Annotated in this window: 13 protein-coding genes and 1 pseudogene; 10 read left to right on the forward strand and 4 right to left on the reverse strand. The window is 66.9% G+C overall.

What is annotated here, in order from left to right; translation table 11 throughout:
* Positions 1-147: 147 nt before the first annotated feature.
* From tsf to AX744_RS17880, 8 genes are all read left to right on the forward strand, one after another.
* Positions 148-975, forward strand: a complete 828-nt coding sequence (gene tsf, locus AX744_RS17845; protein WP_045265219.1) for a translation elongation factor Ts — start codon at positions 148-150, stop codon at positions 973-975.
* A gap of 92 nt (positions 976-1,067) precedes the next feature.
* Positions 1,068-1,784 carry a UMP kinase gene (gene pyrH, locus AX744_RS17850; protein WP_046747064.1) on the forward strand — a complete coding sequence of 239 codons (717 nt, stop codon included), beginning with the start codon at positions 1,068-1,070 and terminating at the stop codon, positions 1,782-1,784.
* Positions 1,785-1,851: 67 nt separating this feature from the next.
* Positions 1,852-2,406: a ribosome recycling factor gene (gene frr, locus AX744_RS17855; RefSeq protein ID WP_017830710.1), complete on the forward strand. Its 555-nt coding sequence runs from the start codon at positions 1,852-1,854 to the stop codon at positions 2,404-2,406.
* Between the two features lie 5 nt (positions 2,407-2,411).
* Complete coding sequence (locus AX744_RS17860; protein WP_061018443.1) at positions 2,412-3,557, forward strand: phosphatidate cytidylyltransferase; 1,146 nt, start codon at positions 2,412-2,414, stop codon at positions 3,555-3,557.
* Positions 3,557-4,135: a DivIVA domain-containing protein gene (locus tag AX744_RS17865; RefSeq protein WP_058630616.1), complete on the forward strand. Its 579-nt coding sequence runs from the start codon at positions 3,557-3,559 to the stop codon at positions 4,133-4,135. Before AX744_RS17860 ends, AX744_RS17865 begins: the two co-directional genes overlap by 1 nt.
* 96 nt (positions 4,136-4,231) lie before the next feature.
* Entirely contained in the window at positions 4,232-4,876 is a 645-nt protein-coding gene (locus AX744_RS17870) for a transglycosylase SLT domain-containing protein (RefSeq protein ID WP_046747097.1), read from the forward strand.
* A gap of 9 nt (positions 4,877-4,885) precedes the next feature.
* Positions 4,886-5,173: a hypothetical protein gene (locus AX744_RS21110; RefSeq protein WP_082108564.1), complete on the forward strand. Its 288-nt coding sequence runs from the start codon at positions 4,886-4,888 to the stop codon at positions 5,171-5,173.
* Complete coding sequence (locus tag AX744_RS17880; RefSeq protein ID WP_061018446.1) at positions 5,170-5,892, forward strand: alpha/beta hydrolase; 723 nt, start codon at positions 5,170-5,172, stop codon at positions 5,890-5,892. The genes AX744_RS21110 and AX744_RS17880 overlap by 4 nt, the downstream gene beginning before the upstream one ends.
* 19 nt (positions 5,893-5,911) lie before the next feature.
* Here the strand turns inward: AX744_RS17880 and AX744_RS17885 are convergent, their stop codons facing one another.
* Positions 5,912-6,973 (reverse strand): AI-2E family transporter, encoded by a 1,062-nt coding sequence (locus tag AX744_RS17885; protein ID WP_046747060.1) that lies wholly within the window; start codon positions 6,971-6,973, stop codon positions 5,912-5,914.
* A 179-nt stretch (positions 6,974-7,152) separates the two neighbouring features.
* Between AX744_RS17885 and AX744_RS17890 the strand changes: the two genes are divergently transcribed.
* Both AX744_RS17890 and AX744_RS17895 read left to right on the forward strand, forming a co-directional pair.
* On the forward strand, positions 7,153-9,102 hold the full coding sequence (locus tag AX744_RS17890; RefSeq protein ID WP_061018448.1) for a hypothetical protein: 1,950 nt from the start codon (positions 7,153-7,155) through the stop codon (positions 9,100-9,102).
* A complete protein-coding gene (locus tag AX744_RS17895; protein ID WP_061018450.1) occupies positions 9,099-10,022 on the forward strand; it encodes a tetratricopeptide repeat protein in 924 nt (307 codons plus the stop codon). The genes AX744_RS17890 and AX744_RS17895 overlap by 4 nt, the downstream gene beginning before the upstream one ends.
* Positions 10,023-10,075: 53 nt before the next feature.
* Here the strand turns inward: AX744_RS17895 and glgB are convergent, their stop codons facing one another.
* The 3 genes and pseudogenes from glgB to AX744_RS17910 form a co-directional block, all read right to left on the reverse strand.
* Positions 10,076-12,280, reverse strand: coding sequence for a 1,4-alpha-glucan branching protein GlgB (glgB, locus tag AX744_RS17900; protein ID WP_061018454.1), 2,205 nt, complete (start codon positions 12,278-12,280; stop codon positions 10,076-10,078).
* The gene (locus AX744_RS17905) at positions 12,277-14,349 is read right to left on the reverse strand and encodes an alpha-1,4-glucan--maltose-1-phosphate maltosyltransferase (protein WP_231728851.1); all 2,073 of its coding nucleotides are present in this window, start codon (positions 14,347-14,349) and stop codon (positions 12,277-12,279) included. Before AX744_RS17905 ends, glgB begins: the two co-directional genes overlap by 4 nt.
* Before the next feature lie 65 nt (positions 14,350-14,414).
* Positions 14,415-15,231: pseudogene (locus AX744_RS17910) on the reverse strand (glycogen debranching enzyme); the annotation flags it as partial.

Below are 15,231 nucleotides of genomic sequence, written 5' to 3' on the forward strand. Positions count from 1 at the left end.
CGCCGCCGACGAGGCCGGTGCAGAGGCACACGACGAGGCGATCGCCGCCGCTTCCGGTGAGGAGACCGCTGAGGTCGCCGCCGCCGAAGCCGCTGACGCCAAGTAATCCCTCGTACACACACCTAACGAAGCAAGGAGCCACCACACATGGCCAACTTCACCATCGCTGACCTGAAGGCGCTGCGCGAGCAGCTCGGCACCGGAATGGTCGACACCAAGAAGGCGCTCGAGGAGGCCGACGGAGACGTCGCGAAGGCCACCGAGATCCTGCGTCTCAAGGGTGCGAAGGGCAACGCGAAGCGCGCTGACCGTTCGACCAGCGAGGGACTCATCGTCGCTCGCGAGCAGGATGGCGCCGTGACGCTCATCGAGCTCGCGTGCGAGACGGACTTCGTCGCGAAGAACGAGCGCTTCATCGCGCTGGCCGACAAGGTCGCCGACGCCGCTGCCGCGGTGAAGGCCGACTCGGTCGACGCCGCCCTGGCTGCATCCGCCGGCGACAAGAGCGTCGAGCAGGTCATCTCCGAAGAGGCTGCGATCATCGGCGAGAAGGTCGAGCTGCGTCGAGTGCGCACGATCTCCGGCGACAAGGTCGAGGTCTACCTGCACCGCACGAGCAAGGACCTGCCGCCGCAGATCGGCGTCGTCGTCGCCTACACGGGTGACGACGCCGAGACCGCGCGCAGCATCGCTCAGCACATCTCCTTCGCCAACCCGTCGTACCTGTCCCGCGAGGACGTCCCGGCGGACGCTGTCGAGAAGGAGCGCGAGATCGTCACCGAGATCTCCCGCAACGAGGGCAAGCCGGAAGCGGCTCTCCCGAAGATCGTCGAAGGCCGCGTCTCCGCGTTCATCAAGCAGGTCGCCCTGCTCGAACAGGACTACGCCAAGGACAACAAGCTCTCTGTCGCCCAGGTGGCGAAGGACGCCGGTATCACCGTCACGGACTTCGCGCGCTTCAAGGTCGGCGCGTAGCAACGTCGAAGGGGTTCGGATCGTCATGATCCGAACCCCTTCTTCATGCCCACGAGGCACTATCTTGAATCGGGACGAGAGGACACCCACCCATGACTGAACGCACCGGACGCCGCCGCGTCCTTCTCAAGCTCTCCGGAGAGGCCTTCGGCGCTGGACAGCTGGGCGTCAACCCGGATGTCGTCAGCCAGATCGCGCGCGACATCGCCGCTGCCGTCGACCGCGTCGAGGTGGCGATCGTCGTCGGGGGAGGGAACTTCTTCCGCGGAGCCGAGCTGAGCCAGCGCGGCATGGACCGTGGACGCGCCGATTACATGGGAATGCTCGGCACGGTCATGAACGCACTTGCGTTGCAGGACTTCCTCGAGCAGGCCGGTGCCGCCACGCGCGTGCAGTCGGCGATCTCGATGACTCAGGTCGCGGAGCCCTACATCCCGCGTCGGGCTGAGCGTCACCTCGAGAAGGGGCGCGTCGTGATCTTCGGAGCCGGCGCGGGTCTTCCGTACTTCTCGACCGACACGGTCGCGGCTCAGCGTGCGCTGGAGATCGGTGCGGAGGAGGTCCTCGTCGCCAAGAACGGCGTCGATGCCATCTACACCGCGGATCCGAACAAGCACGCCGACGCCGAGCGAATCGAGCGGGTCACCTACAGCGACGCACTGCAGCGGGGCCTGAAGGTGGTCGATTCGACAGCGTTCAGTCTCTGCATGGACAACAACATGAACATGCGGGTCTTCGGCATGGAGCCGGCGGGCAACGTCACCCGCGCTCTGCTCGGAGACCCGATCGGCACGCTGGTCACCACCTGAGTGTGCGACGGGCGGAGACGACTTCGCCCGATAGAATTTGCAGAACACCCCGACGATAGGAGTCACCGTGATCGCGGACGTCCTCGCTGAAACCACCACTCGCATGAACCGGGCGGTCGAAGCTGCCAAGGAGGACTTCTCCACGGTGCGCACCGGTCGTGCGAACCCGCAGATGTTCCAGAAGGTGCTCGTGGACTACTACGGCACTCCCACGCCGATCGCGCAGCTCGCGTCCCTGGCGAACCAGGAGGCGCGGACGCTCATCATCACGCCGTACGACAAGTCCGCTCTGAAGGCGATCGAGCAGGCCATCCGCGACATGCCGAACCTCGGTGCGAATCCCACGAACGACGGCAACCTGGTGCGTGTGACAATGCCGGAGCTCACCGCCGAGCGGCGCAAGGAGTACGTCAAGCTCGTCAAGACCAAGGCAGAGGACGCGAAGGTCCACGTCCGTGGCATCCGCCGCAAGGCCAAGGATGAGCTGGACGCGCTCAAGAGCGAGCTCGGCGAGGATGAGATCGCTCGCGGTGAGAAGGAGCTCGATGTTCTGACGCGCCAGCATGTCGATCTCATCGATGACGCGCTGAAGCGCAAAGAGGCAGAACTCCTCGAGGTGTAGTCGGGATGTCTGACGAAACGCGAGATGCCGACGACGACAAGCCGTTCGCGCGTCGAGACGCGCATCACGGTACCCCGTCCGAAGGCGTCCCGCTCGTCGATGCGGCGTTCCCCACGTTCGACAGTGCCGAGGTACCCCCTCGGCCGCCACTTCCAGCCCCCGCGGACCGCGTCGCAGTCGGGGACATCAGCTCCCTGGACACGGCAGATCACAACGCCATCCGCGAGCAGTGGCGGGCGGCGCGGGATGAGCTCGGCAGCCACGTCTCCCACGCACGTGACCAGCTCGACCAGGCGAACGAGCGCATCAAGGAGCGCACCGGCCGGGATCTCATCCTCGCCACGGTGATCGGCCTCGCGTTCGGAGCTGCGCTGCTCGGCTCCCTGCTCTTCCTCAAGGTGCTCTTCGTTCCGTTCGCCCTCGCGGCCGCGTTGCTGGGCGTGTACGAGCTCTCGAGAGCCCTGCGGGGTTCCGGGCGGCGAGTCGACGTGGTGCCCCAACTGATCGCAGCCACTTTCCTGGTGCTTTCGGCATACTTCGCGGAGCCGTGGCTCTGCTGGGTGATGCTCTTCGTGTCCGTTGCCTTCGTGATCGTCTGGCGACTCATCGCGCAGATGGTGGAGAAGGACGGACGGACTTACGGCGACGTGCTCGCAGACGCCGTGATCAGCGGCTTCGTCCAGGTGTACGTCCCCTTCCTCGCGGGTATCGCGCTCATCCTGCTCAAGCAGGAGGGCGGTGAGTGGTGGGTGCTCAGCTTCATCGCGATCGCCGTCGCCGCCGACACGGGTGCCTACGCCGCCGGTCTGGCCTTCGGCCGACACCCCATGGCGCCGAAGATCAGTCCGAAGAAGACCTGGGAAGGGTTCGGAGGGGCGGTCGCCGCGTCCATCGCCGCTGGCGTGCTGCTGGCGATCTTCCTCCTGGAGCTGCCGTGGTGGTGCGGCCTCGTGTTCGGTGTCTCGATCCTGCTCTCAGCGACGCTCGGCGACCTGGGTGAATCCATGCTGAAGCGCGACCTCGGCATCAAGGACATGAGTTCCTGGTTGCCGGGTCACGGCGGGCTGCTCGATCGACTCGACAGCATCCTTCCCTCCACCATCCCCGCTCTGTGTCTCTACTTCCTCTTCTCTCCTTGGGTGGCTCTGTGATGACCGAAGATCAGTTGGACGAACAGCCCACGCAGGCGCCCGCGGCGTTCGCCCTCACCTCCGGACGCGTGCGCGGATACCACCGTGCAGCCGTCGACACGTTCCTCGCCTCGGCCCGCCGCGCCTTCGAAGAGGGCGGCGCTGACCTCAGCGCGGAGGATGTGCGGACGGCCTCGTTCCCTCTGGTCAAGAACGGCTACGTGGTCGCCGATGTCGATGCTGCACTCGGACGCGTCGAAGATGCCTTCGCCGCGCGGGAACGCGAGCGAGTGGTGCGCGCACAGGGGGCCGGAGCCTGGGTCGAGCGGGCACGGGAGGACGCGCAGGTCATCTTGGATCACCTGGCTCGCCCCCGTCGGCATCGTTTCGCCCGCACCGGGGTGCTTACTTTCGGCTATCGTCTCGACGAGGTCGACCACGTGTCGACCCGCATCGTTCGTTACCTGCGTGACGGGGACGCCCTGACCGCCGAGCAGCTGCGGTCCGCAGCCTTCCGGATGCAGCGCGGCGGATACCGCGAGGAGCAGGTGGATGCCCTTCTCGACGCCACGATCGACGTCATCCTCGCGGTTCGTTGAGGTTCCTGATGGTCGATTCAGGCGACCTTGCGTAGACTGTCCCTCATCGTGAACTCCCGAAACGACATGACTCTAGACAGAAACGACCGTTCGCCTGTGCCCGCAGCGAAGGCCGGTTCGGCGCGCACGGGCACCCGTCGCTGGTCTCGGAGCCGCGGCGTCGTCGGCGTCTTCAGCGCCCTCGCGGTCGTCGGCTTCGCCGGCGCGCTCGTCGCTCCGACCGGGGTGGCACTGGCCGCGCCGGCACCGGAGGAGTCGCCGGACTCGGCGTATTCGCTCGCGCTCGCTGACACGCAGAACCTCACCGTCACCGTCGAAGGTGCCGAGATCGCGCCGGTCGTGCGCGGAGGCTTCGAAGTGTACGTGAAGCCGAAACCGGCTCCCGTCCCCACGGTTGCTGCAGCGCCCAAGACCGGGTCGTCCGGCGGTTCATCCCGCGGCGCGCTTCCTCCGTACACGGGTGGTGGGGCTCCTGCGGAGTGGATGGCCGCCGCCGGTATCGCGCAGAGCGACTGGCAGTACGTCGACTACGTCGTATCGCGTGAGAGCGGCTGGAACCCCAACGCCACGAACAAGTCGTCAGGGGCATGTGGACTGGTGCAGGCTCTGCCCTGCAGCAAGGTTCCCGGCAACGGCTACAACCCGGTCGACAACCTCCGCTGGGCGACGGGCTACGCGACCGGCCGCTACGGCAGCTGGGCCGGCGCCTACAACTTCTGGGTCAACAACCACTGGTGGTGAGCAGGCACGATGCCCCGCTCTCGCAGACGCCCTTCGGCGCGCCCTGAATCCGAGGACTCATTCGATCGTCTCCTCGCCGGCTGGAAGCGCACCGAGACTCGACGTGGCAGCGAGTGGACCGTTCAACCGGTGTCGGCCGCGCAGGCGCAGAAGGAGTACGTGTGCCCCGGCTGCGGCCGGGGCATCGTCGCCGGGACAGCTCATCTCGTCGCCTGGCGTGCGGACGGGGTACTCGGGGACGCCGCTGACCTGGCGGCCCGTCGGCACTGGCACACGCACTGTTGGAGGCTTGCATGACCATCGAGATCCGTGGACCGCTGGAGTTGCCCGCACGACGCGAGGACATCGAACTGATCACGGCGGACGGCCTCACCCTCGTCGGGGAGCTCTCTCAGCCCGAGGATGCACCACCGGTCGCGACGCTCGTGACGTTGCATCCCCTGCCGACCGCCGGCGGCTTCATGGACTCGCACATCATCCGGAAGGCGGCCGCACGGCTGCCCGCCCTCGCAGACCTGGCCGTTCTGAGGTTCAACACGCGAGGCACCACATCCCCACGAGGGACCAGCGACGGGAGTTTCGACGGGGGAGCCGCTGAACAGTTCGACGTGGCCGCCGCGATGGACTTCGTCCGCGAGCGCGCTCTACCGCGCCCCTGGCTGCTCGGATGGTCCTTCGGCACGGAGCTCGCTCTGAAGTACGGCCGGGAGCACGACATCGAAGGCATCATCCTTCTCTCGCCGCCGCTGCACCGCGCCACGCCGGAAGAGGTCGCCGCCTGGGCGTCGACCGACCGCACCGTCGTGGTCCTGGTGCCGGAACTCGACGACTATCTGCGTCCGGCCGAGGCAAAGGACCGCTTCGCCTCGATTCCGCACGCCACGCTCATCGCGGTGAAGGGCGGCAAGCATCTCTGGGTGGGCGAGACGCAGACGCGGCGCGTGCTCACCGAGATCGTCGCGGCGGTCAACCCCTCCGCATTGCCTCTCGCCACCCACTGGCCCGCCGACGACTGAGAGGCCGACGGCCTCGACGTCAGAGCTCGTTCATCCGAGGGATGAGCACCTGGCGGTAGATGATCAGGATGCTCGCGGCCACGGGGATCGCGATCAGAGCGCCGAGGAGGCCGAGCAGGCTTCCACCGGCGAGGGCCGCCACCACGACCACGGCACCGGGCACCGATACGGCGCGGCTCATGATGCGAGGCGAGATGATGTACGCCTCGATCTGCATGTAGATCAGGTAGTAGATCGCGGCGGCGATGGCGGTCGCCGGGGAGCCGAGTCCGGGGATGAGACATACCAGCACGATGATCGTCGAGCCGGTGAGCGTGCCGACGAGCGGGATCAGCGAGAAGAAGAAGGCGATCACGGCCAGGACGGCGGGGAAGGGCGCATCGATGATCGAGAGGTAGATCGCGCTGAGCACACCGTTGAGCACACCCTGCGATACCTGGCCCATGACGTAATAGCCGACCGAGTCGGTGATCTGCTCCGACAGGTCGATGAATCGATCGCGCTTCGACGCGGGCGCGAGCTGGTAGACAGCGCGCTTGAGCGACGGCGTCGATGCCGTCAAGTAGATCGTCAGGATCAGGACGATGAACGCTCCGAACAGACCGCCCAGCACAGCGCCGCTGGCAACGAGCACGCCCTGACCGATGGATCCGCCGATCTCGGCGAGGTTGCTCGTCAACCAGTTGGTGACGTACGTGAAGACATCGTCGACGAGAAGGTTCGGGAAGGCGTCCTGTATCCACTCTTTGAGGTCGGGTATCAGATTCCCGCGCTGGACGATCGCCGAGATCTGGGCGACCAGCTGGGAGATCTGGTCCACCAGGACCGGGAGGACGATGAGCACGATGCTCACGAAGACGCCGAGCACCGCGAGGATCGTCACCAACACGGCCGCCCAGCGGGGGAGCCGTCGGCGTTCGAGGAACGAGACGAGCGGGTCGAGTCCGAGACTCAGGAACAGGGCGGTGCCGAGATAGAGCAGCACGGTGGAGAGATTCTGCACGCTGTTGATCAGCAGGATCCCCAACCCCACGCCGAGCGTCGCCACCAGGGCGGTGCGGAAGGGATTGTGGATCTTCATCGGAGACTCCTCGGGACGGCTCCCGCAAGATTATCCAGACGCGCTTCGTCGGCGCGGACGACGTGCCGGTCCAGCGGTCACTGCGTCTGCTCGTGGGCAACACACAGCTGATTTCGCTAGTCTGAAATGTCGAGTGTTGCGTCGCGGACAGAGGTCCGTGATGCGTGAGGAGACTATTCGTGCGTTTCGTATGGGCCGTGGTGGCCTTCGTGCTGGCTGCCGTACTGATCGGTGCAGGGATTGCTCAGCGCACCATCTTCATGGGCCCCTCCACTCAGAAGACCCAGGTCGAGATCAGTGAACCGGCACCGTTCGTTCTCATCGACGGCGATGTTCTTCGAGCGAATCCCGGTGCCCAGACACTGATCGTCCGTGGGCAGGGCGAGATCTTCGGCAGCTACGGTCGCACAGCCGACATGGAGGCCTGGCTCGCGGACTCCGACTACAACCAGGTCACGATGAAGGAGGACGGCGATCTGGCCGTCAAGCACATCGCCGCCTCCGACTCCGAGACCGACACGTCCACCGATGCTCCGAGCGACGGACAGGCCGATCCGTCAGAAGGCGCTCCGACGGGCCGTGACCCGCGCGGCTCCGACCTCTGGCTCGACTCCTTCGTCAAGGAGGATCGCCTCACCGCGGAGAACATGCAGCTTCCCGAAGGCACGAGTCTGCTCGTCGCCTATGACGGGACCGCCGACGCTCCCGATGACATCGTGGTGTCCTGGCCGCTCGACAACTCGACCCCGTGGGCCGGACCGCTCATGGTCGCGGGTGGGGTCATGCTGCTGCTCGGCCTCATCCTCTACGTCCTGGCCATCCGGCATCAGCGTCGGGGCCGTGGTCCGCGTCGCAAGGGACCCGGTCCGCTACCGATCACCGAGCCCATCGACCTCGCCACGCTTCCGCCCGCGGAGCGCGCGGCGATCGAAGACAGCGAGTCCGCCACGGCGACGGCCCCCGCGGAGTCGAGTCCACGGCAGGACGACGATGCGGAGGAGGCCGAGATCGTGGACGAGGGTAAAGACCCCGGCTCCAAGACATCGATGCGAGCCGGGACCGTTCGTCGTCGGCGCCGTCTTCTCGTGATCCCCGCGCTCGGGCTCACAGCCATACTCGCAGCCGGTTGCTCGTCCGACTCCTGGCCGCAGCTGGGCGACGCCTCGCCGACCCCCTCGCCGAGCCCCACGGTGGTCGCACCGGAGAACCAGAAGCCGCCGGCGGTCACCGAAGCTCAGGCCAAGCGCATCCTCAAATCTCTCGCCGGCACCGTGAGTGAGGCCGACGCAGCCCTCGATCTCGATCTGCTCGCGACGCGCTTCGAAGGACCCGCACTCGCGACCAGGACGACGGAGTACGCGTTGCGGACGAAGATCCCGGAGACGGTGCCGCCCGCCGCCATCCCGACCGACGACGTGGAGGTCGTGCTTCCCGAGGCGACCGACCAGTGGCCTCGCACCGTCCTGATGCTGTCGAAGACGGGAGACGACACCGTGCCGCCCGTCGTGCTCACGATGACGCAGGCCGACCCGTGGTCGAACTACAAGGTTTCGCACATGGCGGAGATGTCTGCGGACGCCGCCTTCCCGGAAGTCGCTGCATCCTGGCTCGGCACGTCTCTCGTGCCGTCCGACTCGGCCTTCCTCACTATCCCTCCTGCCGATCTGGCCACGACGTTCGCCGACGTCGTCGATCAGGGGGAACAGAGCGCGTCGTACGGGAAGTTCGACGATCTCGCCCTCACCTACGCGAAGTCGATCACCGACAGCCGTCAGGCCGTGGTCCAGGCGCTCGCGGACAAGGGCGCCGCCGAAACCTCGAAGGCGGCCTTCGATATGGCCGCGACGCAGGATGCCCCCATCTCGATGACGACTCTCGACAGCGGAGCCATCGTCGCCGTCACCCTCACCGATACGGAAACAGTGACGCCGACCGGCGAGGACGTCTCCATCCGCTTCGGTGACAACGCGCAGGCGAAGGCGCTCACCGACGCGACCGAGTCGGCGAAGGGCGTCGAGACGACCTACGAGTTCCAGCTGTTCTTCTCGGTCCCTGCCAAGGGATCGACGGAGCAGATCCGGCTCCTGGCAGCCCACCAGGACCTCCTGTCCGTGAAGGTGATCAAATGAGTGAGATGTCTCCCGCCGCCCTGCGTGGTGCCGTGGACCTGTCGAGCCTCCGCAACCGGCCGGCAACTCCGACCGAGGCGGCCTCCGCACCGCCTGTCGCCGATGTCGTCGTCGATGCGACCGACGAGACGTTCGGACAGATCCTCGAGCTCTCGCGGACCGTCCCCGTGGTCGTCGACCTCTGGGCGGAGTGGTGTGGTCCGTGCAAGCAGCTGAGCCCGATCATCGAGAAGGTGACGCGCGAACTCGGGGGACGAGTGCTGCTCGCCAAGGTCGACGTCGATGCGAATCCCCAGCTCGCCCAGAGCTTCCGCGCGCAGTCGATCCCGATGGTGGTCGCGCTGATCGCCGGGCAGCCCGTGCCCATGTTCACGGGTGCCGTGCCCGAGCAGCAGGTGCGCGATGTGTTCGCCCAGCTGCTCCAGGTGGCGGCCCAGAACGGTGTCACCGGGTCGCTCTCGGTGTCCGAGGAGGGTGCAGAGCCGGCGCCCCCCGCAGAGCCGGAGCTTCCACCGCTGCACGCTGAGGCGTTCGCAGCGATCGAGCTCGGGGACTACGCGGCGGCCATCACGGCCTATGAGAAGGCGCTCGCGGAGAACCCCCGTGACGCGGACGCGATCGCGGGGCTCGGCCAGGTGCGCCTCCTCGACCGCGTGCAGGGCCTCGATCTGCAGGCGGCGCGCGCTGCGGCAGCGGATGGCCCGCTCGATGTCCAGGCGCAGTTCGACGTGGCCGACCTCGATCTCGCCGGGGGACACGTGGAAGACGCCTTCGGCAGGCTGCTCGACCTGTTCGCGCAGCTCCCGGCGGATCAGCGCACTCCGGTGAGGGAGCGTCTTGTCGAGCTCTTCGGACTCATCGGCGCGGAGGATCCGCGAGTGGTGTCGGCGCGCAACCGACTGTCGTCGCTGCTCTTCTAGGGCGACGTTCTCCGGTACCGTTCTCGGCCCTGGCGCGTACGCGCCAGGGCGTCTCAGCCGTGGTTGACGGTCGGCACGTGTGGGTCGGACTGGTACCGCAGCCACAGAGTGGACAGCGCAGGCAGCGTCAGGCTCGCGACAGGAGCGCCGCCTTCTAGCGGCTTCGCGTACACCAGGCCGAGGTTCCCCGATCCGCGGCCCCCGTAGTCGGCGGCATCCGTGTTGAGCACCTCCTGCCACACGCCCTCGCGGGGCAGGTTGAGCTGGTAGCCCGTGCGTTCCACGCCGGCGAAGTTGCTGACGACGACCAGGCGCCCCCCGTGGGCGTCACGTCGTTCGAAGGCGATCACCGTGGGATCCCAGCTCGGCGCTCCGAGACGGCTGAACGACGAGCCGTCGTTGTCGCGCTCCCACAGCGGCGCCTGCGCCCGGTAGGAGCGGTTCATCGCCCCGACGAAGTCCTGCAGCTGCGCGTGTGAGGGCTGGTCGAGAAGCCACCAGTCCAGCTCCCGACCCTCCGACCACTCGGCGAGCTGACCGAATTCCTGCCCCATGAAGAGCAGCTTCTTGCCGGGATGACCCCACATGTAGGCGAGATACGCGCGGACGTTCGCGAGCTTGTGCCAGTGATCGCCCGGCATCTTGGCGAGCAGACTGCCCTTGCCGTGCACGACTTCGTCGTGACTGATGGGAAGCAGGTAGTTCTCTCCGAAGGCGTACACGAAGGAGAAGGTCATCTCGCCTTCATGGTGACCGCGGTACATCGGGTCGCGGGCGATGTACTGGAGCGAGTCGTTCATCCACCCCATGTTCCATTTGAAGCCGAACCCCAGACCCGCGTGATCGGTCGGAGCAGTGACCCCGGGGAAGCTGGTCGACTCCTCCGCGATCATCAGGATTCCCGGGTGCAGCCGGTACGAGGTGGCGTTGACCTCCTGCAGGAAGCGGATCGCCTCGAGGTTCTCGCGTCCGCCGTGGATGTTCGGCTCCCATTGGCCGGGTTCGCGCGAGTAGTCGAGATAGAGCATGGAGGCGACCGCGTCAACGCGAAGGCCGTCGACGTGGAACTCCTCGAGCCAGTAGAGCGCGTTGGCGACGAGGAATCCCCGTACCTCCGGCCTGCCGTAGTCGAAGATCAGCGTCCCCCAGTCCTGGTGCTCTCCCCGTCGCGGATCGGGGTGCTCGTAGAGCGGCTGTCCGTCGAAGCGGGCGAGGGCGAAGGCGTCCTTGGGGAAGTGACCCGGCACCCAGTCCATGATGACGCCGATGCCTGCCTGGTGCAGCCGGTCGATGAGGTAGCGGAGGTCGTCGGGGCTGCCGAAACGACTGGTCGGGGCGTAGTACCCGCTCACCTGGTATCCCCAGGATCCGCCGAAGGGGTGCTCCGCGAGCGGCATGAACTCGACATGGGTGAATCCCGCGTCCGTCACGTGCTGGATGAGCGGATCCGCGATCTCGCGATAGCCAAGTCCACCTCGCCACGATCCGACGTGGACCTCGTAGACCGACAGCGGTTGCGCGACGGCATGGGTGGCCGCCCTCCTGGTCATCCAGGCGCCATCGGACCAGGAGTGGGAGGAGGTGGTCACGACGGACGCTGTGTCCGGCGGCACCTCCGCCGCGAGCGCCATCGGATCGGCCTTGAGGATCCACGCGCCGTCGCGGGTGCGGATCTGATACTTGTACCTGGTGCCGATCGGGATCCCGGGGACGAAGAGCTCCCAGACGCCGCTGACTCCCATCGAGCGCATGGCGTGCGACTCGCCGTTCCAGCCGTTGTGGTCACCGACCACGCGCACGGCTGAGGCATTCGGGGCCCAGACGGCGAATGAGACGCCGATCTCTCCGTCGAAGGTGCGCACGTGTGCTCCCAGCACCTCCCAGAGACGTTCGTGACGCCCCTCAGCGATGAGGTGGAGGTCGAGGTCGCCCAGAGTCGGGGGATGGCGGTAGGGGTCGCCGACGACCGTCTCCTCGTGATCGCCGTACCGCGTCGCGATCCGATACGGGAGTGGAGGGCCGTCGTGCTGAGCTTCCCAGATGCCGTGCGCCACATGGGAGAGTTCGAGCCTGCTCCCGTCGGCGAACACGGCAGCGACCGCACCCGCGAGGGGGCGTCTCGCCCGGATGACGGTGACGGTACGATCAGCGGCATCCTTGTGCGCGTGCGCTCCGAGAACCGCGTGCGGATCGTGATGCGTGGCCGCTGAGATCGCCTCCCACTCGGTGGATGCCGCGACGTCTTCGGTGTAGCTCATGATCGCTCCCTCACCTTCAGGATGTGCACCGGCTCGGCGAACGCGTCGAGTCGTACGTAGTTGTGGTCGCTCCAGGTCCAGATCGCTCCGGTGAGGAGATCCTCCACCTCGAAGGCTTCCCCCAGCGGGATTCCCCATTGCGTCGTGTCGAGGTGCACGGTCGTCTCGCGTACCGAGTGCGGATCGACGTTGGCGACCACGATGATGGTGTCCGGGCGTCCGGTACCGGTGAACTCGGCAGCAAGGTGCTTGCTGTAGACGAGGACGGCATCGTCGTCGCTCCAGTGCACCCGGAAGTTGCGAAGCTGCTGCAGCGCCGGGTGTGCCTCCCGGATAGCGTTGAGTCTGCGCAGGAGGGGGGCGAGCGATTCGCCTCTGGCTTCGGCTCCCGCCCAGTCGCGGAACTTGAACTCGTACTTCTCGTTGTCGATGTTCTCTTCCGAGCCGGGCCTGGCGACGTTCTCGAACAGCTCGTATCCGGCGTACACGCCGTAGACGGGGCCGGCCGTCGCCGCGATGCAGGCCCGGATACGGTAGGCCGTCCTGCCGCCGAACTGCAGGTACTCGGTGAGTATGTCATGCGTGTTCACGAACAGGTTCGGGCGCATGTAGTCGGAGGTCTCCTGCGACACCGACGTCAGGAACTCCTCGAGCTCCGCCTTCGTGTTGCGCCACGTGAAGTAGCTGTAGCTCTGCTGGAAGCCCACGGCGGCGAGCGCGCGCATGACCGCCGGGCGTGTGAACGCCTCAGCCAGGAAGATGACGTCGGGGTCGGCCGCATTCACCTCGGCGATGAGCCACTCCCAGAACTGGAGCGGCTTGGTGTGCGGGTTGTCGACGCGGAAGATCTTCACGCCCTGCGCAACCCAGTGCTGCACGACGCGCAGCATCTCGGCGTAGATGCCCGCGGGATCATTGTCGAAGTTGAGCGGGTAGATGTCCTGGTACTTCTTCGGCGGGTTCTCGGCGTAGGCGATCGTCCCGTCGGGGAGGGTCGTGAACCACTCAGGATGCTCCTGCACCCAGGGGTGGTCGGGAGAGGCTTGCAGCGCGAGATCGAGAGCGACTTCCAGGCCCTCCTTCCGGGCTGCACGCACGAAGGCGCGGAAATCCTGGGCCGAGCCGAGGTCCGGATGGATGGCGTCGTGTCCGCCCTCCGCTGCGCCGATCGCGTACGGGGAGCCCGGGTCTCCCGGTTCGGCCGTGAGGGTGTTGTTGCGGCCCTTGCGGTTGGTCGTGCCGATCGGATGGATGGGGACCAGGTAGACGACGTCGAACCCCATGGCTGCGACCTCGGGCAGCCGTCGTGTCGCCGTACGGAACGTACCGCTCCTGACCGTGCCGTCCTTGAGGCGTCTGGCGCCCTCGGAGCGCGGGAAGAACTCGTACCAGGCGCCGACACCCGCGGCGCGCCGGTCGACGTCCAGCATCTGGGGGAGTGTGACGGAGCGCAGCGACGTGACAGGACGCTCTCGGAAGATCTGTGCGAGCTCTGCATCCGTCGAAAGGGCGATGGTCGTCGCGGCATCTCCGTTGCGGAGCGAGAGGGCATCAGCGGCCAGTCGTCTCCGCTGCGCTGCAGGACGATCCTTCTCAGCGGCGGCGGTGGTGAGGAGATCGGCGCCGAGCGCCGCCATGACCGGGACGTCGACGCCGGCCGCCACCTTCAGCGCGGCGGCGTGGGCCCAGGTCGCGAAGTCGTCGGAGAAGGCTTCGAACCGGTAGCTCCAGGAGCCCTGCTCGTCGAGCGCGATCTCCGCCCCCCACGTGTCGGTGCCGTCATCGCGCGGCGTGAGGCGATGCAGGCTCTCTTCGCCGGAGGGCGATGTGAGGCGGACATGCACGCCGATGATGTCGTGCCCCTCTCGGAACGCGACCACCCGGAACGGGACGACCTCGCCGACGAAGGCCTTCGGAGTGAACCCGCCAGGGACGGTGGGCGCAGGCTCGAGGAGCGGGATACGCGTCGTCCGCAACGAGCCGGGAGCATCTGCTCCGTCCGCGGCGCGCGCCGGGATCTGAGCGGGGCTCCGAAGAGCCGAGGACCGAGTACCAGCACGAGCAGCCACCTCCCGAATGTACCGCGCGGACGTGGTGGCGGATAGCGCGCAGGATGGTGCGTCGGCCGCCGGACTCATTCCACGCGGAAAAGCCTCATCGACGTGCCGGACACCGGAAGGACATCGCCGGGTGCGAAGACCGCGGCGTCGTCAGAGGGACGTTCCTGCGCGCTCGACCACAGCGAGACGAAGCGCGTCGCTCCATCGATCTCCTCGGGGAGACGGACATCGACGGGGGACTCGGTTCCGTGCACGATGAGCAGGATGCGGTTGTGCGCCTCGGTATCAGGCGTGGAGGCGGCGACGTACTGCAGCGTTCTGTTGCCGGGGTCGGCCCATTGCTCCTGTTCCATCGTCTCGCCGTTCTGGTCGTACCAGTCCATCACCGAGGCATTGGGAATGTGCTCGCCGAGTCGCGCATAGCGGCTGGGGCGCAGTGCGGGGTTCTCCTGACGAAGGCGGATCAGGCGCGAGACGTGGGCGCGCAGGTCCTCTTGCCACGGCTCGAACTCCCAGCCGAGCCAGGTGAGCACGGAGTCCTGAGCGTAGGCGTTGTTGTTGCCTCGCTGGGTGCGGCCCACTTCATCGCCGGCAGTGAGCATCGGGATACCTGCAGAGAGCAGAAGGGTCCCCAAGAGGTTCCGCATCGCCTTGCGGCGGGCGGCGAGGATCGCCGGGGCGTCGGTGGGGCCCTCGACGCCGTGGTTGAAGGCGCGGTTCATATCGGCGCCGTCGCGGTTATGCTCGCCGTTCGCCTCGTTGTGCTTCACGTCGTAGGAGACGAGATCATGCAGGGTGAATCCATCGTGGGCGGTCACGAAGTTCACGCTGGCGAGCGGGCCGCGGTCTTCGCTGAACGTGTTGGAGGATCCGGCGAGGCGGGTCGCGAAC

Origin of the sequence: Microbacterium sp. CCH5-D1, assembly GCF_001557335.1 — a bacterium.
Classification (GTDB): Bacteria; Actinomycetota; Actinomycetes; order Actinomycetales; family Microbacteriaceae; genus Microbacterium; species Microbacterium oxydans.

Bases quoted from the DNA above. Each gene is read 5' to 3' on its own strand.
- AX744_RS21110 (WP_082108564.1), top strand. From the start codon at position 4,886: ATGCCCCGCTCTCGCAGACGCCCTTCGGCGCGCCCTGAATCCGAGGAC.
- AX744_RS17860 (WP_061018443.1), top strand. From the start codon at position 2,412: ATGTCTGACGAAACGCGAGATGCCGACGACGACAAGCCGTTCGCGCGT.
- AX744_RS17880 (WP_061018446.1), top strand. From the start codon at position 5,170: ATGACCATCGAGATCCGTGGACCGCTGGAGTTGCCCGCACGACGCGAG.
- pyrH (WP_046747064.1), top strand. From the start codon at position 1,068: ATGACTGAACGCACCGGACGCCGCCGCGTCCTTCTCAAGCTCTCCGGA.
- AX744_RS17865 (WP_058630616.1), top strand. From the start codon at position 3,557: ATGACCGAAGATCAGTTGGACGAACAGCCCACGCAGGCGCCCGCGGCG.
- AX744_RS17885 (WP_046747060.1), bottom strand. From the start codon at position 6,973: ATGAAGATCCACAATCCCTTCCGCACCGCCCTGGTGGCGACGCTCGGC.
- glgB (WP_061018454.1), bottom strand. From the start codon at position 12,280: ATGAGCTACACCGAAGACGTCGCGGCATCCACCGAGTGGGAGGCGATC.
- AX744_RS17895 (WP_061018450.1), top strand. From the start codon at position 9,099: ATGAGTGAGATGTCTCCCGCCGCCCTGCGTGGTGCCGTGGACCTGTCG.
- tsf (WP_045265219.1), top strand. From the start codon at position 148: ATGGCCAACTTCACCATCGCTGACCTGAAGGCGCTGCGCGAGCAGCTC.